Origin of the sequence: Salmonella sp. SG203 (assembly GCF_013350575.1) — a bacterium.
Lineage (GTDB): Bacteria > Pseudomonadota > Gammaproteobacteria > Enterobacterales > Enterobacteriaceae > Salmonella > Salmonella enterica.
In genome coordinates, this window is sequence record NZ_SNMT01000002.1 from 196,336 (window position 1) to 217,570 (window position 21,235).

Sequence of the window (21,235 nt, forward strand, 5' to 3'; positions counted from 1 at the left end):
ATAACATGGGGCACGAAATGCGCTCGACCCTAAAGACAGCTTATGGTGTGATCGGGGTTCAATAAATCGCTAAACAAGGTATACTCCAGCGGTTTTCTTAGTTGTTTATTGTACTAAACGCTCCCGTGAGAGGACGCAACAGCGCACCTATGACACAATTCGCTTCTCCTGTTCTGCACTCGTTGCTGGATACAGATGCTTATAAGTTGCATATGCAGCAAGCCGTTTTTCACCACTACTATGATGTGCAGGTAGCGGCTGAGTTTCGTTGCCGTGGCGACGACCTGCTGGGTATTTATGCCGATGCTATTCGCGAGCAGGTGGACGCGATGCAGCACCTGCGCCTCCAGGAGGACGAGTTCCAGTGGCTCTCCGGCCTGCCCTTTTTTAAACCGGATTATCTGAACTGGTTACGCGAGTTTCGCTATAACCCAGATCAAGTCTGTGTCACCAACGATAACGGCAAGCTGCATATTCGCTTAACCGGCCCGTGGCGTGAAGTCATTATGTGGGAAGTGCCGCTGCTGGCCGTGATCAGTGAGCTGGTTCATCACTACCGCTCGCCAAACGCGGGCGTTGATCAGGCGCTCGACGCGCTGGAAAGTAAGCTGGTTGATTTCACTGCGTTAACCGCCGATCTCGATATGTCCCGCTTCCACCTGATGGACTTCGGCACCCGCCGCCGTTTCTCTCGTGAAGTGCAGCAGGCGATAGTTAAACGTCTCCAGCAGGAGTCATGGTTCGTCGGCACCAGCAACTATGATCTCGCGCGTCGCCTGGCGCTGACGCCGATGGGCACTCAGGCGCACGAATGGTTCCAGGCGCATCAACAAATCAGTCCGGACCTGGCGACTAGCCAGCGTGCCGCGTTGGCCGCCTGGCTTAACGAATATCCGGACCAGCTTGGTATCGCATTGACAGATTGCATTACAATGGATGCGTTTTTACGCGATTTCGGCATTGAATTCGCCAGCCGTTATCAGGGGTTACGCCACGACTCAGGAGACCCTGTCGCATGGGGCGAAAAGGCGATTGCCCATTATGAAAAGCTGGGGATTGATCCGCTGACAAAAACGCTGGTCTTTTCAGATAACCTTGATCTGCCAAAGGCGGTCGAGCTCTATCGCCATTTCGCCTCTCGCGTGCAGTTAAGCTTCGGCATCGGTACCCGCCTGACCTGCGATATCCCTCAGGTAAAACCGCTCAATATCGTGATTAAACTCGTGGAATGTAACGGAAAGCCGGTGGCTAAACTTTCCGACAGCCCCGGTAAAACGATCTGTCATGATAAAGCGTTTGTGCGCGCGCTGCGTAAAGCCTTTGATCTCCCGCAGATCCGCAAAGCCAGTTAATTCTTCCCAGGGAGCCTGCCAGGGCTCCTTTTTCAGGTTTATTTCCGAAATCTTTCACTTCAGCTGCGATTTCTGCTTGTCTGATTGCAGATGCCAGGTAACATAGGAATACCCCCATTTCGGGTGGACAAGTGTTTATTTTTTCCGACTATTAACTAGAGAGAATATTATGAGCGTTGTGCCTGTAGCCGACGTACTCCAGGGCCGCGTAGCCGTTGACCAAGAAGTCACCGTGCGCGGATGGGTGCGTACCCGCCGAGATTCAAAAGCTGGCATCTCCTTCCTCGCCGTTTATGACGGCTCCTGCTTTGATCCTGTACAGGCTGTCATTAATAATTCTCTGCCCAATTATAATGAAGAAGTATTACACCTGACGACAGGCTGCTCCGTGGTAGTAACAGGTAAGGTTGTCGCGTCGCCGGGACAGGGGCAAAGTTTCGAAATCCAGGCCACGAAAGTAGAGGTCGCAGGCTGGGTGGAAGATCCGGATACCTACCCGATGGCGGCAAAACGCCATAGCATTGAGTATCTGCGTGAGGTCGCGCATCTGCGCCCGCGCACCAACCTGATTGGCGCGGTAGCGCGCGTCCGCCATACTCTGGCGCAGGCGCTGCATCGCTTCTTCGATGAGCAGGGTTTCTTTTGGGTCTCTACCCCGCTGATTACCGCTTCCGATACCGAAGGCGCTGGCGAAATGTTCCGCGTCTCAACGTTGGATCTGGAAAACCTGCCGCGTAACGACCAGGGCAGAGTAGATTTTGACAAAGACTTTTTTGGCAAAGAATCATTCCTGACCGTCTCCGGCCAGCTCAACGGTGAAACGTATGCCTGTGCGCTGTCCAAAATCTATACTTTTGGGCCGACCTTCCGCGCGGAAAATTCCAACACCAGCCGCCACCTGGCGGAGTTCTGGATGCTGGAGCCGGAAGTGGCGTTCGCCGATCTGGAAGACAACGCCCGTCTGGCGGAAGCCATGCTGAAATATGTCTTCAACGCGGTTCTGGAAGAGCGTGCGGATGACATGAAGTTCTTTGCCGAACGCGTGGATAAAGACGCTATCGCTCGTCTGGAGCGTTTTGTCTCTACCGACTTCGCTCAGGTGGATTACACCGATGCGGTCGCCATTCTGGAACGCTGTGGTAAGACATTTGAAAACCCGGTGTTCTGGGGCGTCGACCTCTCTTCCGAACACGAACGTTATCTGGCGGAAGAGCATTTCAAAGCGCCGGTAGTGGTGAAAAACTATCCGAAAGAAATTAAAGCGTTTTACATGCGCCTTAACGAAGATGGCAAAACCGTGGCGGCCATGGATGTGCTGGCGCCGGGAATCGGCGAAATCATCGGTGGTTCCCAGCGTGAAGAGCGTCTGGATGTGCTGGATGCCCGTATGGCCGAAATGGGGCTGAATAAAGAGGATTACTGGTGGTATCGCGACTTGCGTCGCTACGGTACTGTACCGCATTCCGGCTTTGGCTTGGGCTTTGAACGCCTTATCGCTTACGTCACTGGTGTGCAAAACGTGCGTGATGTTATTCCGTTCCCACGGACCCCACGCAACGCCAGCTTCTGATTTTTACGTCACACTCAAGGCCAGCTATGCTGGCCTTTTTTTCGCCTGAATGTCAGTTTTATTATCAATAAGTAAATAAATTTAATTACAACCATCTGAATTACCACATCTTGTTACTGTATATTTCACGAAAATATTTACACATAAAAATTAATCCTTAATTTTATTGCGGATTAGATTTTTCTGCTCTAATAGCACAATTTTTCACCACAATTTCGGACATCAAGACTTCTAAATGGCTATTTTTATGAAATAGCTCGTCTGCTGCTTTTTCAGGCACAACGGTGCTACAAGCCAATAATTACAATAAAATCATAGTGATAAAAGAAAAACGATCAAATCAAAGCGAGAACTCAGGGGAAGTTTGACGTTGTTCACAAAGTTCCGCGAAAATAACATTTGTTTACATATTTTTTCCTTTTGAAACCAAATCTTCATATTTGTAGCACTTTCACGGTAGCGAAACGTTAGTTTGAATGGAAAGATGCCTGTCAGACACATAAAGACACCAAACTCTCATCAATATTTCTGTAAAGTTTTATTGACGGAATTTATTGACGGCAGTGGCAGGTGTCATATAAAAAAACCAATGAGGGTAATAAATAATGATGAAGCGCAAAATCCTGGCAGCGGTGATCCCTGCCCTGCTGGCTGCTGCAACCGCAAACGCAGCAGAAATTTATAATAAAGATGGTAATAAGCTGGATCTGTACGGTAAAGCCGTGGGTCGTCACGTATGGACAACGACCGGCGATAGCAAAAATGCCGACCAGACTTATGCCCAGATTGGTTTTAAAGGGGAAACGCAGATTAACACCGATCTGACCGGTTTCGGTCAGTGGGAATACCGTACTAAAGCAGACCGCGCTGAAGGCGAACAGCAGAACTCGAATCTGGTCCGTCTGGCTTTCGCGGGTTTGAAATACGCGGAAGTGGGTTCAATCGATTATGGTCGTAACTACGGTATCGTTTACGATGTTGAATCCTATACCGATATGGCCCCCTACTTCTCCGGCGAAACCTGGGGCGGCGCCTATACTGATAACTACATGACCAGCCGTGCTGGCGGTTTGTTGACCTACCGTAACTCTGACTTCTTTGGTCTGGTGGACGGTCTCTCTTTCGGTATCCAGTATCAGGGTAAAAATCAGGACAACCACAGCATTAACTCTCAGAATGGCGATGGCGTAGGTTACACCATGGCATATGAGTTCGACGGCTTTGGCGTCACCGCAGCGTACAGCAACAGCAAGCGTACTAACGATCAGCAGGATCGCGATGGTAATGGCGATCGCGCAGAATCATGGGCCGTTGGCGCGAAATATGATGCAAACAACGTCTACCTGGCTGCCGTATATGCTGAAACCCGCAATATGAGCATTGTTGAAAATACGGTTACCGATACCGTGGAAATGGCAAACAAAACGCAGAACCTGGAAGTGGTCGCTCAGTACCAGTTTGACTTCGGCCTGCGTCCGGCAATCTCGTATGTGCAGAGTAAAGGTAAGCAGTTGAACGGCGCCGACGGCTCGGCCGATCTGGCGAAATATATTCAGGCAGGCGCGACTTACTACTTCAACAAAAACATGAACGTATGGGTTGACTACCGTTTCAACCTGCTGGACGAAAACGACTACAGCTCCAGCTACGTTGGCACCGACGATCAGGCGGCTGTCGGTATTACTTACCAGTTCTGATCAGCAGACCCCTTTGTTTTATGCCTCAAAAACAGGACTTCGGTCCTGTTTTTTTATCTCTCTTAGAGAAAATGTGCGTCTTTCAAAAACAGGCGGGCTTTTTAGCGCTAACGGTTGGCATTTTGTAAATCTGCCGTTAACCTGATAGCGGATTTCCCTTCTGTAACTATAATGGAACCTCGTCATGTTTGAGAACATAACCGCCGCTCCTGCCGACCCGATTTTGGGCCTGGCCGATCTGTTTCGCGCCGATGACCGTCCAGGGAAAATTAACCTTGGCATTGGCGTATATAAAGATGAAACCGGCAAAACACCGGTGCTCACCAGCGTTAAAAAAGCCGAGCAGTATTTACTGGAAAATGAAACGACGAAAAACTATCTCGGCATTGACGGGATTCCGGAATTTGCTCGCTGCACTCAGGAACTGCTGTTCGGCAAAGGCAGCGCGCTGATTAACGATAAGCGCGCACGCACGGCGCAAACACCGGGTGGTACCGGCGCGTTACGCATTGCCGCCGATTTTTTGGCAAAAAATACTCCGGTAAAACGGGTGTGGGTGAGCAACCCCAGCTGGCCGAACCACAAAAGCGTGTTTAACGCTGCCGGCCTGGAAGTTCGGGAGTACGCTTACTACGATGCGGAAAATCACACGCTGGATTTTGAAGCGCTACAAGCCAGCCTGAGCGAAGCACAGGCCGGCGATGTGGTTCTGTTCCACGGTTGCTGCCATAACCCAACCGGCATTGACCCTACTCTGGAACAGTGGCAGGTTCTGGCTGAGCTTTCCGTTGAAAAAGGGTGGCTGCCGCTATTCGATTTCGCCTACCAGGGCTTTGCCCGCGGCCTGGAAGAAGATGCGGAAGGTCTGCGCGCCTTTGCCGCGCTGCATAAAGAGCTTATTGTCGCCAGCTCCTACTCCAAAAACTTCGGCTTATATAATGAGCGCGTCGGCGCCTGCACCCTCGTTGCCGCCGATGCGGAAACCGTGGATCGCGCTTTTAGCCAGATGAAATCCGCCATTCGCGCTAACTACTCCAACCCGCCAGCGCACGGCGCGTCCATCGTCGCGACTATCCTGAGTAATGACGCCCTGCGAGCTATCTGGGAACAGGAACTGACGGACATGCGCCAGCGTATTCAGCGTATGCGTCAACTGTTCGTGAATACCTTGCAGGAAAAAGGCGCGAACCGTGACTTCAGCTTTATTATCAAGCAGAACGGGATGTTCTCATTCAGCGGTCTGACCAAAGATCAGGTGCTGCGTCTGCGTGAAGAGTTCGGCGTTTATGCCGTGGCTTCTGGTCGCGTGAATGTGGCGGGCATGACCCCGGATAATATGGCGCCACTGTGCGAAGCCATTGTCGCGGTACTGTAAAAAGCTGCCGACTGGCGTGACCGATAAAAAAGCCTGCAATGTGCAGGCTTTTTCATTCTGCTTACCAGACCGGCATCTCATCTTGCAAGAAGGGATTATGCAGACGCTCGTACCCGAGCGTAGAGAGCGGGCCGTGGCCAGGAATAAAGGTCACATCATCTCCAAGCGGCAATAATTTACGCTTAATGGCGTCAATCAACTGGGTGTGATCGCCGCGAGGAAAATCGCTGCGCCCGACGCCACCTTTGAAAATCACATCGCCGGAGATCAGCAGTTGCGACTGTTCATCAAAGAAAACCACGTGTCCCGGCGTGTGTCCCGGACAATGTAACACCTGTAACGTCACATTCCCTACGCTGACGCGATCGCCGTCGTTCAGCCAGCGATCAGGCGTCAGCGGCTGACACTCATCCAGACCAAACATGCGGCTTTGCGCCGGCAGTCCTTGCAGCCAGAACTCATCTTCTTTTTCCGGACCGATAACAGGAACGCCGTAATGCTGCGCCAGTTCACTCGCCGCGCCGACATGATCGAGATGCCCATGCGTGAGTAAAATTTGCATCAACGTCACGCCGCTGCCGTCCACTTCCTGTTTAATTTTTTCCGCGTCGCCGCCCGGATCGACCAGTGCCGCCAGCCGGGTTTGTTCGCACCAGATTAATGAACAGTTCTGGGAGAACGCGGTGACCGGAATAATACGATAGTTCATACTGCTCCTTTGATTAAGCCTCGCTGATTACCAGTGCCGCGCCGGCCCGGTATCAATATGCACAAAGTTACTACGTGGGTAATATCCTACACCACCTGCGCGCATAGATAACGCCGCTTTGCGAATATTGCTCAGCGCCACGCCTTCAATATGAAAATCCATCGCCTGCCCTTTTGTATGGTAGCTTTTTTTCGCTACGCCGCTGCTACGGGCGCGTAATTCATTATTGGTATCAAGAGAACGGTAGCCTGAGATGAGCTGCACAGGTTTACGCGTCCCTAACAGCCCCTGAAGTCGGTAAAGTTGGTCAAACAGGCGGGGATCGATTGATCGGACTTTATTCGCGCGATAGTCACGGAAAAAATGGTTTAACTTTGCTAATTCATCCTGAATGTAGGCTCTTCCATCGAAAAACTCCGCCTTGATTGACTCTCCGGTATGGAGATTGTTTAACGTCAAAATGCGCGGGCGTGGGGTCGAGAGTGTGGCAAACGCTGGCGCGGGCAGGATGGCGGCGCCGAGAGCGACACCACCAAGCGCCAGCAGCTTGCGGCGATTAGCGTCAAATTTGTCCATGATAATCAGGTCTACAGGTCAATGTTATCGTTAATACACTTCTACCTTTAAGCAGACATGATACCGGCTGGCACAGACTTCTGAACGGCCCGGTCGACTTAAAGGTTGTTGTATATGCACTTCTGGCGCACGAAAGGCACCTTAACTGCCGATAAAGCCCGCGTCAAGATGGCCCTCCCCCAGCCACAACGGGGGTCTACAGCGAAACGCCCCGTTGAAGCCAAACATTAGGACAACATATTTACCAGAACTTCTTCATTTACCTGATTAATTGTTCAACCTTTGGCACAATTTGTGCGCTGGATCGCGCTGTGAGATCGTAATTGTAAATATCTGTACGATATTGCATACGTCCATCTGCGCCGACAAACGCGGTCAGATAGTAAAGATTTACTGGAATGTTCTGCCGGATATTGACATACCGCGTGTCGCCTTGCTTCAGGGCGCCTGAGATCCGCGCATCGTTCCAGCCAGCATCCTGCAAGAGCATATTCGCCAGTTCAGAGGCCTTATTGACCCGCACGCAGCCGGAACTTAACGCCCTGGCGTCACGCTGAAAGAGAGTATGGTTAGGCGTATCGTGCAGATAGATAGCATCTGAACTCGGCATATTAAATTTATAACGCCCCAGCGAATTGTGCGCGCCTGGCGCCTGCTGGAAACGGAACGGAAGATTCGATGGCGTAATGGTGGCCCAGTCAACCTGCCACGGATCGATCGCTTCTTTGCTGTTCCAGCCGCGCATCACGGTGTAGCCATGGCGCTCCAGATAGCCTGGGTCATTCCACACCTTCGGTAAAATGTCTTTACGCGCAAGCGTGGGCGGAACGTTCCACGGCGGGTTCACCACCACATTATTCAGCGCGCTGCTCATCATCGGCGTTTTACGATCGGGACGCCCGACGATCACCCTTGAAGCCAGCACCTGGTTGCCATTCTGATAGTAGACCAGCGAATAAGCGGGAATGTTTACCATAATACCGGTAGAGAGTTCCGCCGGCAGCAGGCGTAAACGTTGGATATTCAGTGCCAGTACGCCTGCGCGTTGCGCGGGGGTCATATTAAGCCAGTTACGCGTCGCCGGGCCAATAACGCCATCCGCCCCCAGCCCTTGCCATGCCTGAAAACGCTTTACCGCCTCGACCAGCTCACGATCGTAGGCGCGTGCCGCCGGAGCCGACTTACTACGGCGGGCCGTTGGTTCGTCGACCGGCTGCGCCACCGATGTTTCGACTACCGCGGCGGAGGGGCTGACGACGGCGCTATCAGCAGTGTTATCGCCGGGTAAGGCTATCTTTGGACCGCCATCCAGCATCCCCGTACGCTGTAATATTTCGCGCAGCGCAGGCACATCGTTACTCCATTGCCCCGGGCGCAGCGTCGCGGTATTGGTCAACTGCGGCCACGGGCGAGAGTCCGCCACCAGCTTCAGCAGCGCATCATGCATGGGCGCATACTGTGGATGCTGCGGCGCCAGGCTGGCGACAAACATCGGCAACTGCCCCTCTTCCAGCGCGATTTGCCACTGGTTAATCACCGAGACTGGCGGCGTCGCCAATGCGTAAGGTTTGTTGCTATATAACCAGCGCTGGCCTTTGACGGGGATATTCGCAATGAAATGGAGATAGCCCATCATGGCGTCTGACAACACAACATCGCGCGCCATACCGTTTACGGCGGGATCGGTCAACAATGCCACCCAGGCGGTAAACTGCGGCTGGAATCCGGCAATCGCCACCTCCGCCAACTGTTGCTGGAAGGCTTTCACCGCATCGCGATTATCCCACATGGGCTTCATGTCGCGCGCGGCATACAGCAATGTCAGCTGGCTCATATAGACCGGCGTATAGCCGGAAGGAAGCTGCGACTGTAAATCAGCCCGGACTTTCTCGGCTGAAACGCCCTCCGGCAGCGGCTGAATCCCGGCCATAATCGCCGTCGCGGCTGATTGTTTCTGCGGCCCAGCCTGATCCGTCGCGGCAACGGCGCTATCGCCAGGTATCATTTCAGGCTCATCGGCCTGCGCATTGAACAGTGGAGCGAATGTTACGGCCAGGCATAAACTGATTGCCGACAGACAACGACCACACATCTTATTAAGCAACATCCCTTGCCCCCTGTTTTCGTTATCATACTCCGCATGACTGTGCTGCCCGCAGCGCGGGTCAACCGCAACCAATGCTTTTGTTTAGTATGACGAGTCAGCCTGCTCACTCGTCAGGCTTAACTCCAGTATATAAAGTTCGTTACGTTTTTGCCTAACCTAATGTAAAGAAGTTTAAAGAAAATGCACTACCCGGAGAGATTTTTCAGATAAAGAAAAAGGCGGCTTTCGCCGCCCCAGGCTAATGATAAAGCAGAACTTGTTGTGCCGGATGGCGGCGTAACCGACTTATCCGGCCTTGCCTGATAAGCGAGGCGCCATCGGGCACGTCATCGTTTCTGCCGTGTTTAACTCGCTTCTGAAGGCGTATCTTCCGCCTGCGTACCGGGAAGCGTTTCCGGAAGCTGCGGCGCAAAGCCACGCAGCCCGACAACATGAACATGCTCAGTATTCTGAAACACTTTACGCACCAGTTTATAGGTCGTGCCCTTCTCCGGACTGATGTTTTCCGGCGCAGCGATGATGAGCTGCATCTGCAAACGTTCGCATAGTTCAAACAGCGTGGCGATAGAGCGCGCATCCAGACGCGCCGCTTCATCGAGGAACAGCAGACGACATGGCGAAATATCTTTCCCGCGCAGTCTGCGCGCTTCGTCTTCCCAGCTTTGCACCACCATCACCAGAATTGACATCCCGGTCCCGATAGCTTCCCCCGTTGATAGCGCGCCGGATTCCGCACGCAGCCAGCCGTCGGACCCACGGTTAACTTCAACTTCCATTTCCAGATAGTTACGGTAGTCCAGCAACTCCTCGCCGATGGTCTGCGGCGTGCGTTGCCCCATATCGATCTGCGGATTCAGGCGCTGGTACAGTTTCGCCAGCGCTTCGGAGAAGGTCAGACGATTGCTGTTAAACAGATCCTGGTGCTGCTCCTGCTGTTCTGAAAGCACATCCAGCAAGGTGGCATGCGTTTCACGCACGTTGACGTTTAACCGCACGCTATTCACCTGGCCAAACGAGACGCTTTGCAACCCCTGGTTCAGCATACGGATACGGTTCTGCTCACGCTGGATAGTCTTGCGGATAATGTTTGCCACGCTGCGGGAACTGATCGCTAGCTTTTGCTCACGCGATGTCAGCTCTTCCGTCAGACGGCTCAGCTCAATCTCCATTTGTTCAATGGCTTCAACCGGATCGTCGGTACGAATAATATCCTGACGAATACGTTCGCGCAGATGCTGGTAAACGGCCACAAAGAACTGGATTTTACGTTCCGGGCGTTTCGGATCTTCCGACAGACGCAATACGTCGCGCAGATGTTCGTTATCCGCGACGGCCAGGCGCAGCGCGCCCAACGCCTTATCCGACATGGAGCGCAGTTCATCCGCCGACAGATAAGCCAGCTCACGACGGTGCAGACGGCGTTCCACGCCATTGTCTTTCACCATCCGCATGACTGCGCACCAGCCGGCTTTCGCGGTCACGACCTGCTCGCGCATTTCATGATAATCACGCTCCAGCTTGCGCAGCTTACGGGTCAGGTTCTCCATCTCCGCTTCGCAGAAGGTGAGCGCTTTCTCAAGCTGATTGCGACGCGAACGGTTATTGCTCAACTGGGCGTGCAGTTCATCGCGACGCTGGCGGGCACGCTCTTCCGCCCCGCTGTCGGCGCGAACGCCAATATCCTGTAATTCGCGCTGCAAATCGTTAAGCAGCTCTTTTTTCGTGTCGTAAGAGCTTTTTAGCGAGGCCAGGACCTGGCTGTACTGACTTAACTGCGCGGCATGGCTGCGCAGCGCTTCGCGGGCGCGGGTACGCTCGGCTTCCGCCTGCTCCAGCCGCTGGCGCAGCTTTTCGTTGAGATCGCTGTTGCCGCTCAGCATTTCCGCCGAGTCGGAATAGCTGAAATGCGCCCGACGTTCGACGACTTCAGCCAGCGCAAAAGCCTGCTGGCGCGCGTCGCGCTGCATTTGCTGCGACCATGCATAGTCTTCTTTTAACTGCTCAAACTGTTCCGGATCGCTTTGCAGAACGGAAACCATTGGCTCCAGTTTGGCTAACTGGTTGCCATATTGCTGCACAAATCGCGCCGCTTCCTGCGCCTCATCCAACCGCTCCTGAATTTCATCGACCCGATCGGCCAGCGTTTCATCGGCCAATAAATTCAGCCGCGGCAGCAAACGGTTAAGCGCGGAAACGCCCTCTTTCGCCTGCTCAAACTGAAGGCGCTGCTGCTGGTTGTCGCTTTCATGCGTCGCCAGCGCGCGCTCCAGCTCGACGCGACGCCCGTTCAGTCGGCGAATTTCCGCTTCCGGATCGTCCTCAAAGGCAACGGAAAGGTGGCTACCGATAAAACGGCTGAACGCCTGGTGCAAACGCTGGGTTTTCTGCACGTCAAACGAGAGCGTGGCAAAGCGCTCGGAAAGCACTTCCCGTTCCGCATGGAGACTTTCAATACGGTTCTCGCGCGCCGCACGGCCAAAAATAGGCAGCGACGGGAAACGCGAATAACGCCACTGACGGTCGGCAATTTTCACGACCACCGCCTTTTCCAGCTCGTCAACGCTGAATACGCTGTCATCAAAAGACTGCGGATCGCCTTCGATCAGGTACAGATCTTCCGGGCAGTCGGTCAGACCTTCAAGCTGTTCGGCTATTTGCGATAAATCCGGTACGACGATCGCATGGCGCGACGGGCCATACAGTGCGGAAAAGTACGGCGCATCTTCAAGACTGACATCGTCGTAGATTTCCGACAGCAGTACCCCGCCAAAACGCTCCGCCAGCGCATTCAAACGCTGATCTTCCGCGCCGCCCGGCTGGCTTAAACGTTCGATCTCTTCATCAACCGCATTTTTACGCGCGCCCACTTCGTCGCGTTCGACAATGGCTTCGCGCTCACGCTCCAGTAGCTGTTGCAGGTATTCGGTCACTTCCTGGCTGGACGTAAACTCCTCGCCGCACTGTTCGCTAAGCTGGTTCAGGCTATTCTGCGCCGCCAGCCAGACAGGAGCGCGTTGCATCAGATGCTGGATACGGGATTGCAGCTGTTCCTGTTCCTGACGCAAGGCCATACGCTGTTCGCTGGCTGACGACACGCTATCAGACAAGGACGCGATGCGGGCTTCCAGCTCCTGATGCAGCGCTTCCAGTTCGTCAATATCAAAATTTTTGCCCTGTCGCTTACAGAACTCAGCCAGCAGACGTTCCGCCTCTTGCTGCTCGCGCAGCCGCTGTTCCAGTTCGCTCAGGCGCATCCGCAACGGCTGTACCTGTTCCGCCAGATGACGCTGGTTCACGCCGTCCCGTAACAGCTCGCGCGCCACGTCCCAGGCTTCGCTACGCGCCAGCGGGCCGTTGATCGCCGCTACCAGCTGATAAGCCTGCTCAAACTGACTGTGCGCGGTTTGCGCCACGCTCATTTTTTGTTCCAACGACAGCAGTTTTTCCGTAGCTTCCTGCTCTTTTGCCTGGAAAGTATCCAGCCATTCGGCGGCGCTTTCCGGCGTTAGATCCGGCAGATGGCAAAGTTCTTTAGCGCGGGAAAGCGCTGATATCGCCTGGTTATACTGAATCGCGCGCGTTTGCTGTACATCCAGCGCCTGCTGGTAATCCGCAAGCTGGCTTTTGAGTTCATCGACTTCCAGCTCGGCGGCTTCGGCACGCGCTTCATTTTCGTCCTGCATTTCGGCGGCTTCCGCCACCACTTCGTTTTGTTCTTCGAGTCGAATCTGCAGCTCTTCAAGATCCGCTTCGTAGCGTTCAATTTTTTCCTGCTGGCGCAGCGCGGTTTGCACCAGATTCAGGTGATCGCTCGCCGCCTGGTAATCCGCCTCAAGAGAACCTTCGGCGCCGTTATGTTCGCCCAACTCACGGGCCATATCGACGTGCTTGTACTGCTCCGCCGCCAGTTGTTTGCGCGATGTGTACAGTTCGCGTCGAAACGCCAACGCCTGATCAAGGTGAACCCGACGCTCATTGGCGTGGCGCATATAATCTGCCGCCACATAATCGGTGGCTTCGCTGATCAAATGCTTAAACAGATCGCGATCGGATTGGGTAACACGAATCGCTTCCAGCGTGAGTCGGTTCTCGCGCAGCGCCGCTTCCATATCCTGGAATGCCTTGCGCACGCCGCTGTTTTCCGGCAATAAATAATCGCGTAGCGATCGGGTAATGGCGCTGGAGATCCCGCCGTACAGCGAGGCCTCTATCAAACGATAGAATTTACTGCGATCGGAAGCGGAGCGCAGACGACGGGCGATAATCCCTAAGTCAAACATCAGCGAATGATAATCGGTGATGGAGTTAAACTGCTTAAACTGCACGCCTTCCATCTCGTCAAGCTTGTCTTTCAGCTCAGCAAGCGACAGTACGCGCGCCTGACGTTCGTTTAATGTCTCCGTCACCAGTTGTGTCGGCTGTACCGACATCGGCAGCCCCTGGATAGCGAACGGTTTGATGTCCACTTTGCGATCGCGCCCAGCGACCTGCTGCAGACGCACGCCGACCACCACCCGCTGATGGCGGGAATTAATGGTGTCGAGCATGGAGTAACAGACGCCCGCCTTCAGCTTACCGTGCAGACCTTTATCGCGCGAACCGCTGGTGGCGCCGGCTTCCGTGGTGTTACGAAAGTGCAGTAATGTGAGATCCGGGATCAGCGCCGTGACGAACGCCGCCATCGTCGTGGATTTCCCGGCGCCGTTGCCCCCGGATAACGTCGTGACCAGTTCATCCAGGTCAAAAGTGCGGGCAAAAAAACCGTTCCAGTTAATCAGCGTTAGCGAGCGAAATTTACCGCGTTCAATCATTATTCTTCCTCTCCACTGTCCGGCTGACTCTCTTCGGTCTCATCATTAAGTTGCAGATGGTTTTCAATGGGCATCGCTTCCCCGTCGCGGATGAGACGACGCTGCGCCTCGCGAGGATCGTCGCCGGCACGGACATCCGCGCCAAAGCGGAAGACCGATTCGGTAATGCGGAATTTGCTGCTGTCGTGGCCCATAAACCATACCATGCCCAAACGACGCAGGCGGTTTAAAGAAGAACGCACCTTTTCCTGCAGTTTCTGACGATCAACGTCAGATCCCGTCGAGCGGTTATTCACCAGCTTTAGCAGTTTGGCTTCGTCCGCAAGGGTAAGCAGCTCGTCGTACAACTCCTGCTGAGTAAAGATCCCTTCGTTGGCCAGACGCTCCGGGCTAAGATAGAGGTAGCAGAGAATTTTACCGACCATCATATCCAGTTCGGATAACACCGAGCGCGGGATAAGCGTGGTAGAACGCGGACGCAGGTAGAAGAACCCCTCCGGCGCGCGAATCAGTTCCACGTTATAACGCGCGTAAAACTCTTCCAGGTATTCCTGAAAATCCATCAGAAAGGCATGATTATCCAGTTCGTCCAGCCCGATGTGGCGGCCCGAACGTAATGCGCTATCCAGCGCCGGAAATAACGGATTCGCCAGCGCCTGCGCCAGCTTAACCGGCATCACTTGTTCAATATTTGTCAATGACATGCGCCTGTACCTTGGCTCCGTAATCATTAATCGGCTGCCATTTGGCTGGCAGTCCGGTGAAATCTGCTTGCGCTACGCCAAGACGTACCGCTTGATCGATAACAATACGCGCCACGTCGAAATGACGCGCGCGCGGGTATTGCGCCAGATACTCGCGCACCACCAGCCCAAGATCCAGTGGCGTTTGTCTGGTTTTGTAGATAGCCAGCTGTTCCTCAATGATGGCCGCTAACTGCTCGCGGATCTCGTTAAACTCTTCATATTCCAGATCCGGCGGCAACTCCCCGGTGACTTCATCGTCACGCAACGCCATCTCTTCATCGCGCATATCCAGCAGACGATCGGCATTCGCGTAGGTTAGCGCCCACGGATCGTCAAAATAAGTCTGCACGGACTGGCGCAACCGCTGGGCGAAGACACGGTTTTTATCCATATCGATCGCGGTACGGATAAATTTATGCACGTGACGATCGTAGCCGATCCATAAATCAATAGACTGTTGACCCCAACTGATAATGCGGTCAAGTTTACTTTGTAAGTCAAACACCAGCCTGTCGACAAAATGCAGATCGTCGTGCGTCATCGTGGCATCCTGAATGCGCAGCAGGTTAGCCTGCAGCTTATCGCCCGCCGCCTCCAGCGTATCCTGCAACTCGCGCAGAGTACCGGACGTTTCGGAAAGCAGCAGCTCACAGCTGGAAATCGCCGCCCGCCAGTCTTTATTCAGCAGTTGTGCGATATCGTCTTTCACCTGCTGCTGCTGTTCATCCATGATGCGCTGGGTGAGATCGATACTGTCGAAAATCTCCGCCACCGAATATTTCAATGGCGCGTAAACGTTGCGATGCCAGTGGAACTCATCGCCCCCCTCCGCTGCCGCATCCGCCGCGCGCTTCAATTCGCCGGCCACAATCGACAACTGCATAGAAAGACGCAGCGTAGAGAATTCGCGTTGACGAATGTAGTAATCGGTGATGCCAATCCCGAGCGGGGTTAATCGGTAAATCGCATTGCCTTCAGCCTGCTCGCTGGTAAAGCGGTTCAGCAGACGTTGACGCACCATATCGTTAATCGCGTTGTTCGCGCGCACGCCGATGGTTTCGCTGGTTTGCTCAAACGCATCACTCACATGGCGGAATGCATCCACCAGCTCGCCTTCACTCATCTCGCCGTCAAGGCGTTCGCCGTTCAACGTGGCGACCGCCAGCAGAAAGGAAAGTCTGTCTACCGGCAGCGAGATGGAAAAGTCGTTTTTTCTGGCCCAGGCAACCAGTTCGGGGACTGTCTGGGAAAATTCACTCATAGGTTATCCTTGCATCTGCGGCTAGCGCCGGGCTTTTAATCGCGGTGACATGAATGTAGCGCCCAAGGCTAATATACGGCTCCTGGCGGCAATAACGCGTTTCCAGTTCGACCAGGGTCTCATAACAGTCACGCTGCTGGTGTTTTTCACGCAGATAATCATGAAACACACGCACGCCGGTTTTACCGGTAATCTGCCAGCCAATCGCCTCCAGCCACTGGTACACCTGCGCGGGGTCGCGCGGGTAGTCAGGCGACAGCGTGCGCTTCTTGCGTTTAGGCATCCCCGCCTGCACGTAGTCAAAATTACCCGCCACCATATTGTGCATCAGCAAACCGTTAGCGTTATAGAACATCAACGACAGCGCGCCGCCAGGGCGCAATACTGACCAGAGCGTTTCTAATACGCCGACAGGATCGGCTACCCACTCCAGCACAGCATGAAACAATATCAGATCAACCGGGCTTTCCAAATGCGAAGCGACGTCCTGAGCCGGGCATTGTATAAAATGCATGTCTTTGCTCACACCTTTTGCCTCGGCCGCCTGCCGCGCGCGGGCGATCATTTCGCCAGACAGATCGCATAATGTTACCTGATGGCCGCGTTCCGCCATCTTAATCGCCGTTTGCCCTTCGCCGCCGCCGGCATCCAGCACCCGCAGTTTCCGCCCGCCAATCTCCTCCAGCACGCGATCCAGGTCTTGCCACAGAATGGCTTGCCGCAGTTGTCCTTTGGTCGTGCCGTAAATGTTACGGGAAAACTTTTCAGCAATGTCATCAAAATTGCGATCCTGCATCGGACTCTCCACAGGCTGGCTCAGGCGTTATCTGATAAAACCGCTATTTTGTCACAGCCGCGGCCAGAATGAACCTGTCTGGTGTAATATCACCGTTAATCCTCCGCTATATGGTTAAAAAAGGAACCAAAAAGGATGCTTTTTACGCTAAAGAAAGTGATTGGCGGTATGTTATTGCCGCTTCCGCTGATGTTGCTGATGATTGGCGTCGGCCTGGCGCTGCTCTGGTTTAGCCGCTTTCAGAAGACCGGAAAAGTATTTATCAGCGTAGGTTGGCTGGCGCTATTGCTATTAAGCCTGCAACCCGTCTCTGACCATCTGCTGCGTCCGATAGAAAACCGCTACCCTACCTGGCAGGGTCCGCAAAAGGTGGAATATATTGTGGTTCTCGGCGGCGGCTATACCTGGAACCCGCAGTGGGCGCCGAGCTCTAATTTAATTAACAACAGCTTGCCGCGGCTGGCGGAAGGCATTCGGCTGTGGCGCGCGAATCCGGGAGCCAGGCTGATTTTTACCGGCGGCGTAGCAAAAACCAATACGGTAAGCACGGCGGAAGTCGGTGCGCGGGTGGCGCAGTCGCTGGGCGTACCGCGTAGCGATATTATTACGCTGGATAAGCCAAAAGATACGGAAGAAGAAGCCGCCGCCGTTAAGCAGGCCATCGGCGACGCCCCTTTCCTGTTGGTAACCTCCGCCTCGCATTTGCCGCGTGCGATGATTTTCTTTCAGCATGCCGGGCTGAATCCGCTTCCCGCACCGGCGAATCAGTTGGCGATCGATTCGCCGCTCAATCCCTGGGAGCGGGCAATTCCGTCCCCGGTCTGGCTGATGCACAGCGATCGCGCTGGGTATGAAACATTAGGGCGACTTTGGCAATGGCTGAAAGGCATATCAGGCAAGCCAGGGGAGTAATGATTTCGCCGCCAGATCAAAATTGGTACGGTTAAAACGTCCGGTATTGACCAATTGCGCAACCTCGTCCCACAGCACATAGAGCCAACGCCGCCAGATGAAGGACTCCGCCACTGGCGCGCGTTGCAGATAATGCCAAAGCAATCCCTCCGCCAATGGATTATCCATCAGGCGAAACAGTTCGAACTCTCTCGGCGCCCACAGCATCAGCCCGGGGCCGACCATTGCCAGAAGCTGATCGCTACGGGCGTCTTTAAGCATACTGCGCAGGCAGAAGTTGCCATGCACCAGTACGCAGTTATCGTTAAACCCTTCAAATAACGAAGGAAGACATTCTCTGGTACGAAACAGAATACGTCTGTCCTGCATCGTCAGGCCGGTATTGCTGAACTGATTTAGCGTCGTCCACAGCACCTCCACCCGCTGACGATACCAGGAAGGCCAGATATTCTCCTGAGTATGGTCTACAGCGCCCACGCAACCGCGGCTATCCTGCCGATGCCAGGCTAACAATCCTTCGACAATCTGATCTTTTAGCTGTTCCCAGCGTTCCGGAGTGCGCGCCGGCGCCTCGACCGGCACACCGCGCAGTCGTTCCAGTAGCAGCACATCCGGACCAGGATGCTCTTCATGCGTCAATACGCCATAGATTACCGGCATCCTCACCGTACCGCTACGCGCCAGCATTGAGGTTTTCCATGCCAGTTGCTGCGCAACGCCGGGAGTGGTAAAACTTCGCGCCATCAGCGGCATCGGAATTCCCTGGCTGTCATATAATGACCACAATGCGGAATCCGCTTTCTCATTCACGCACTCTATACGGCTAAGTTTTTCACCCAACAAATGACTGAGTTCGGCCCGCAACTGTTCCATTCCAGATTACCCCCATTAGTGCTACTGCTTTAATAATGAGCGTCGTATGGACAGATGTCACCCGTATCAGATCAAGGGAAGAAAAGAAAAATGAGGAAAATCGTAACGGTACGAGAAAGCCGCCACTGATGAGCAGACGTGAGTATTCATCTTTGCGCTATCATACCGCGCTGTTCATGACCGTCTAAGACGATCATGAACAGGATCATGTTAACGCATTTCAGCGCGCACGCGCTCCAGGTCGTCGGCGGTGTCTACGCCCGTGCCGGGCACCGCTTTGGCGACGGCGACATGAATTTTTTCGCCGTACCACAGCACACGGAGTTGCTCCAGCATTTCAATATGTTCCAGCGGGCTGGGTTGCCAGCTCACGTAACGGCGGATAAATCCCGCGCGATAGCCATAAATGCCCAGGTGACGAAGGCAAGTATCCCCTACCGTTTCCAGACTTTTTGCAAAGCGGTCGCGATCCCAGGGAATCGTCGCCCGGGAAAAGTAGAGCGCATAGCCTTCAGCATCCAGCACGACTTTTACCGCATTCGGGTTAAACGCTTCTTCGGCGCTGTGAATCGGCACCGCCAGCGTCGCCATGCCAACCTGGCGCTGCGCCAGATTTTCCGCGACCTGGCGAATAATAACCGCCGGGATCATCGGCTCATCGCCCTGAACGTTCACAATAACGGTATCGTCGCTGAATCCGCACTTCTCTACCACTTCCGCCAACCGTTCGGTGCCGGACTGGTGATCGGCGCGCGTCATGCACACTTCGCCGCCAGCCGCTTCTACCGCACGAGCCACGTCTTCATGATCGGTGGCGACAATAATGCGTTCCGCGCCAGATTCGCGCGCCCGCTCCAGGACATGAACAATCATGGGCTTACCATTAATATCCACTAATGGTTTGCCTGGCAGTCGGGTAGATGAGAAACGGGCCGGAATGATGACGACGAAACTCATGATTTACTCTCATCAGATGTCAGGGCGCGAGCTTCATTTTCCAGCAATACAGGAATGCCGTCGCGTAACGGGAAAGCGAGATTATCCAGTTTGCAAATTAATTCTTGCTGTTCCTGGTTATACCAGAGTTTGCCGTTACATACCGGGCAGGCGATGATTTCAAGCAGACGATGATCCATAGTTCCTCCAGATGGACCGGATTGTGAATCCTTCAATATTAACATAATCGGTTATGGTGCAGGGTCTATTTCCCAGCCATGACGCATGGCGCTAAACAAGCCTGGAGGACATTGTCCCAGCGTCACGCGCGATGCCCGTTGCCAGGCAGCAAACGCGCTAATGGCCTGCCAGATTCCTTTTTGCAGACTAACGCCAGGGCGAATATCGTCCTCCAGATACAGCGAGATAACCTCAAGCACCCCGGTTTTACGGTGCATTTTGGCATCCATTCGCCCGACTAAACGGCCCCGGTATAATAACGGCAGCACAAAATAACCGTACTGGCGCTTCGCCGCGGGCGTATAACATTCCAGCCGATAGCTAAATCCGAAGAGCTGCGCTGCCCGCTTGCGATCCCATACCACAGGATCGAAAGGCGACAGTACTGCGCTATGGGTCGCCTTTAAGGCGTTATTCAGCGCCGGTTCCAGCTGCGAAAGAAGATCGGCATGAAGCCACATCCGCCCCAACGTTTCCACCTCGACCGGAATAATCTGCTGCTGTTCCGCCCGGCTCTCCCGCCATCCCTTCAGGTCAGGACGTTTCAGGCGGTAGTAATCCGCCAGCCACTGTTCACGGAAAATCCCCAGACTGTGCGCGCTATTATCCAGCATCAGGCTTTCCGCCTGCGGCTGTGACAGTCCATCGCGTTCATCATCCCAGTGCGGCATCACACGGGGCGTTAAATCATATACGCGTTGAAAATTACGCCGCTCAACAACCATGACTTTTCCGGCGGTAAATAAACCCTCAAGGTGGCGTTTATGTGGTTTCCATTCCCACCAGCCGCTGACGCCTTTCTGCGCATGTTCAAAATCGGCAGAACGCACCGGACCGTGCTCCTGAATATGCCGCACCAGCTGTTCTATTTCTTCCGCGTGCTCATGCATCCATGCCGCGCGATATTTCCAGCCCATTTTTTCCGGCGACAGCATACGATGGCGGATAAGTTTAAAGTCGCGGCGTGGTAAGAAACAGGCCTCATGCGCCCAGTATTCCATTAACTCACCGCGTCGCAGCGCCTCATCCATCCAGGCCTGCGGGTACGAACCGAGACGGCTAAACAGCACCAGATAGGGGCTACGTGCGACAACATTGATGGTATCAATTTGCAGCAACGCCATGCGTGAGATGGCGGCAAGAACATCGCCAGGCATCGCGTTACGGCGCGGCTTTTTCAATAGCCCCTGCGCAGCAAGGTGAAGACAACGGGCCTGGGAAAGAGAAAGGTACGGCAATGACATTCATGACTCCATAAATTCATCACTGCCGCT

At 54.0% G+C, this 21,235-nt stretch carries 16 protein-coding genes; 5 read left to right on the top strand and 11 right to left on the bottom strand.

What is annotated here, in order from left to right; all coding sequences use genetic code 11:
• Window positions 1-149: 149 nt before the first annotated feature.
• From pncB to aspC, 4 genes are all read left to right on the top strand, one after another.
• Window positions 150-1,352, top strand: a complete 1,203-nt coding sequence (gene pncB, locus HV477_RS04125; protein ID WP_023234496.1) for a nicotinate phosphoribosyltransferase — start codon at window positions 150-152, stop codon at window positions 1,350-1,352.
• A gap of 169 nt (window positions 1,353-1,521) precedes the next feature.
• Window positions 1,522-2,922, top strand: coding sequence for an asparagine--tRNA ligase (asnS, locus tag HV477_RS04130; RefSeq protein ID WP_000117870.1), 1,401 nt, complete (start codon window positions 1,522-1,524; stop codon window positions 2,920-2,922).
• Window positions 2,923-3,527: 605 nt separating this feature from the next.
• Window positions 3,528-4,619, top strand: a complete 1,092-nt coding sequence (gene ompF, locus HV477_RS04135; RefSeq protein ID WP_000977709.1) for a porin OmpF — start codon at window positions 3,528-3,530, stop codon at window positions 4,617-4,619.
• 184 nt (window positions 4,620-4,803) lie between these two features.
• Complete coding sequence (gene aspC / locus HV477_RS04140) at window positions 4,804-5,994, top strand: aspartate transaminase (protein ID WP_000462653.1); 1,191 nt, start codon at window positions 4,804-4,806, stop codon at window positions 5,992-5,994.
• 61 nt (window positions 5,995-6,055) lie between these two features.
• Here aspC and HV477_RS04145 read toward each other — a convergent pair whose 3' ends face one another.
• The 7 genes from HV477_RS04145 to cmoM form a co-directional block, all read right to left on the bottom strand.
• A complete protein-coding gene (locus HV477_RS04145) occupies window positions 6,056-6,703 on the bottom strand; it encodes an MBL fold metallo-hydrolase (RefSeq protein WP_114063900.1) in 648 nt (215 codons plus the stop codon).
• Window positions 6,704-6,730: 27 nt separating this feature from the next.
• Window positions 6,731-7,279, bottom strand: a complete 549-nt coding sequence (locus HV477_RS04150) for a YcbK family protein (protein ID WP_000357052.1) — start codon at window positions 7,277-7,279, stop codon at window positions 6,731-6,733.
• Window positions 7,280-7,538: 259 nt separating this feature from the next.
• Window positions 7,539-9,386, bottom strand: coding sequence for a L,D-transpeptidase (ldtD, locus tag HV477_RS04155; RefSeq protein WP_000925889.1), 1,848 nt, complete (start codon window positions 9,384-9,386; stop codon window positions 7,539-7,541).
• Window positions 9,387-9,730: 344 nt separating this feature from the next.
• Window positions 9,731-14,197, bottom strand: a complete 4,467-nt coding sequence (gene mukB, locus HV477_RS04160; protein ID WP_079899238.1) for a chromosome partition protein MukB — start codon at window positions 14,195-14,197, stop codon at window positions 9,731-9,733.
• Complete coding sequence (gene mukE, locus HV477_RS04165; protein WP_000060025.1) at window positions 14,197-14,901, bottom strand: chromosome partition protein MukE; 705 nt, start codon at window positions 14,899-14,901, stop codon at window positions 14,197-14,199. Before mukE ends, mukB begins: the two co-directional genes overlap by 1 nt.
• On the bottom strand, window positions 14,882-16,204 hold the full coding sequence (mukF, locus tag HV477_RS04170) for a chromosome partition protein MukF (protein WP_001288828.1): 1,323 nt from the start codon (window positions 16,202-16,204) through the stop codon (window positions 14,882-14,884). Before mukF ends, mukE begins: the two co-directional genes overlap by 20 nt.
• On the bottom strand, window positions 16,197-17,000 hold the full coding sequence (gene cmoM, locus HV477_RS04175) for a tRNA uridine 5-oxyacetic acid(34) methyltransferase CmoM (protein ID WP_001154025.1): 804 nt from the start codon (window positions 16,998-17,000) through the stop codon (window positions 16,197-16,199). The genes mukF and cmoM overlap by 8 nt, the downstream gene beginning before the upstream one ends.
• A gap of 135 nt (window positions 17,001-17,135) precedes the next feature.
• Between cmoM and elyC the strand changes: the two genes are divergently transcribed.
• Window positions 17,136-17,912: an envelope biogenesis factor ElyC gene (gene elyC, locus HV477_RS04180; RefSeq protein WP_000899563.1), complete on the top strand. Its 777-nt coding sequence runs from the start codon at window positions 17,136-17,138 to the stop codon at window positions 17,910-17,912.
• Here elyC and HV477_RS04185 read toward each other — a convergent pair.
• The 4 genes from HV477_RS04185 to HV477_RS04200 form a co-directional block, all read right to left on the bottom strand.
• Window positions 17,892-18,785, bottom strand: coding sequence for a YcbJ family phosphotransferase (locus HV477_RS04185; RefSeq protein ID WP_000436889.1), 894 nt, complete (start codon window positions 18,783-18,785; stop codon window positions 17,892-17,894). The genes elyC and HV477_RS04185 overlap by 21 nt on opposite strands.
• Before the next feature lie 210 nt (window positions 18,786-18,995).
• Window positions 18,996-19,742 (bottom strand): 3-deoxy-manno-octulosonate cytidylyltransferase, encoded by a 747-nt coding sequence (gene kdsB / locus HV477_RS04190; RefSeq protein ID WP_000011576.1) that lies wholly within the window; start codon window positions 19,740-19,742, stop codon window positions 18,996-18,998.
• Window positions 19,739-19,921, bottom strand: coding sequence for a protein YcaR (gene ycaR / locus HV477_RS04195; RefSeq protein WP_000350061.1), 183 nt, complete (start codon window positions 19,919-19,921; stop codon window positions 19,739-19,741). The genes kdsB and ycaR overlap by 4 nt, the downstream gene beginning before the upstream one ends.
• A gap of 51 nt (window positions 19,922-19,972) precedes the next feature.
• Complete coding sequence (locus HV477_RS04200) at window positions 19,973-21,205, bottom strand: winged helix-turn-helix domain-containing protein (protein ID WP_079899236.1); 1,233 nt, start codon at window positions 21,203-21,205, stop codon at window positions 19,973-19,975.
• Window positions 21,206-21,235: the final 30 nt, after the last annotated feature.

Coding starts and splice junctions, on each gene's coding strand:
- pncB (WP_023234496.1), top strand. CDS start 150: ATGACACAATTCGCTTCTCCTGTTCTGCACTCGTTGCTGGATACAGAT.
- asnS (WP_000117870.1), top strand. CDS start 1,522: ATGAGCGTTGTGCCTGTAGCCGACGTACTCCAGGGCCGCGTAGCCGTT.
- ompF (WP_000977709.1), top strand. CDS start 3,528: ATGATGAAGCGCAAAATCCTGGCAGCGGTGATCCCTGCCCTGCTGGCT.
- aspC (WP_000462653.1), top strand. CDS start 4,804: ATGTTTGAGAACATAACCGCCGCTCCTGCCGACCCGATTTTGGGCCTG.
- HV477_RS04145 (WP_114063900.1), bottom strand. CDS start 6,703: ATGAACTATCGTATTATTCCGGTCACCGCGTTCTCCCAGAACTGTTCA.
- HV477_RS04150 (WP_000357052.1), bottom strand. CDS start 7,279: ATGGACAAATTTGACGCTAATCGCCGCAAGCTGCTGGCGCTTGGTGGT.
- ldtD (WP_000925889.1), bottom strand. CDS start 9,386: ATGTTGCTTAATAAGATGTGTGGTCGTTGTCTGTCGGCAATCAGTTTA.
- mukB (WP_079899238.1), bottom strand. CDS start 14,197: ATGATTGAACGCGGTAAATTTCGCTCGCTAACGCTGATTAACTGGAAC.
- mukE (WP_000060025.1), bottom strand. CDS start 14,901: ATGTCATTGACAAATATTGAACAAGTGATGCCGGTTAAGCTGGCGCAG.
- mukF (WP_001288828.1), bottom strand. CDS start 16,204: ATGAGTGAATTTTCCCAGACAGTCCCCGAACTGGTTGCCTGGGCCAGA.
- cmoM (WP_001154025.1), bottom strand. CDS start 17,000: ATGCAGGATCGCAATTTTGATGACATTGCTGAAAAGTTTTCCCGTAAC.
- elyC (WP_000899563.1), top strand. CDS start 17,136: ATGCTTTTTACGCTAAAGAAAGTGATTGGCGGTATGTTATTGCCGCTT.
- HV477_RS04185 (WP_000436889.1), bottom strand. CDS start 18,785: ATGGAACAGTTGCGGGCCGAACTCAGTCATTTGTTGGGTGAAAAACTT.
- kdsB (WP_000011576.1), bottom strand. CDS start 19,742: ATGAGTTTCGTCGTCATCATTCCGGCCCGTTTCTCATCTACCCGACTG.
- ycaR (WP_000350061.1), bottom strand. CDS start 19,921: ATGGATCATCGTCTGCTTGAAATCATCGCCTGCCCGGTATGTAACGGC.
- HV477_RS04200 (WP_079899236.1), bottom strand. CDS start 21,205: ATGTCATTGCCGTACCTTTCTCTTTCCCAGGCCCGTTGTCTTCACCTT.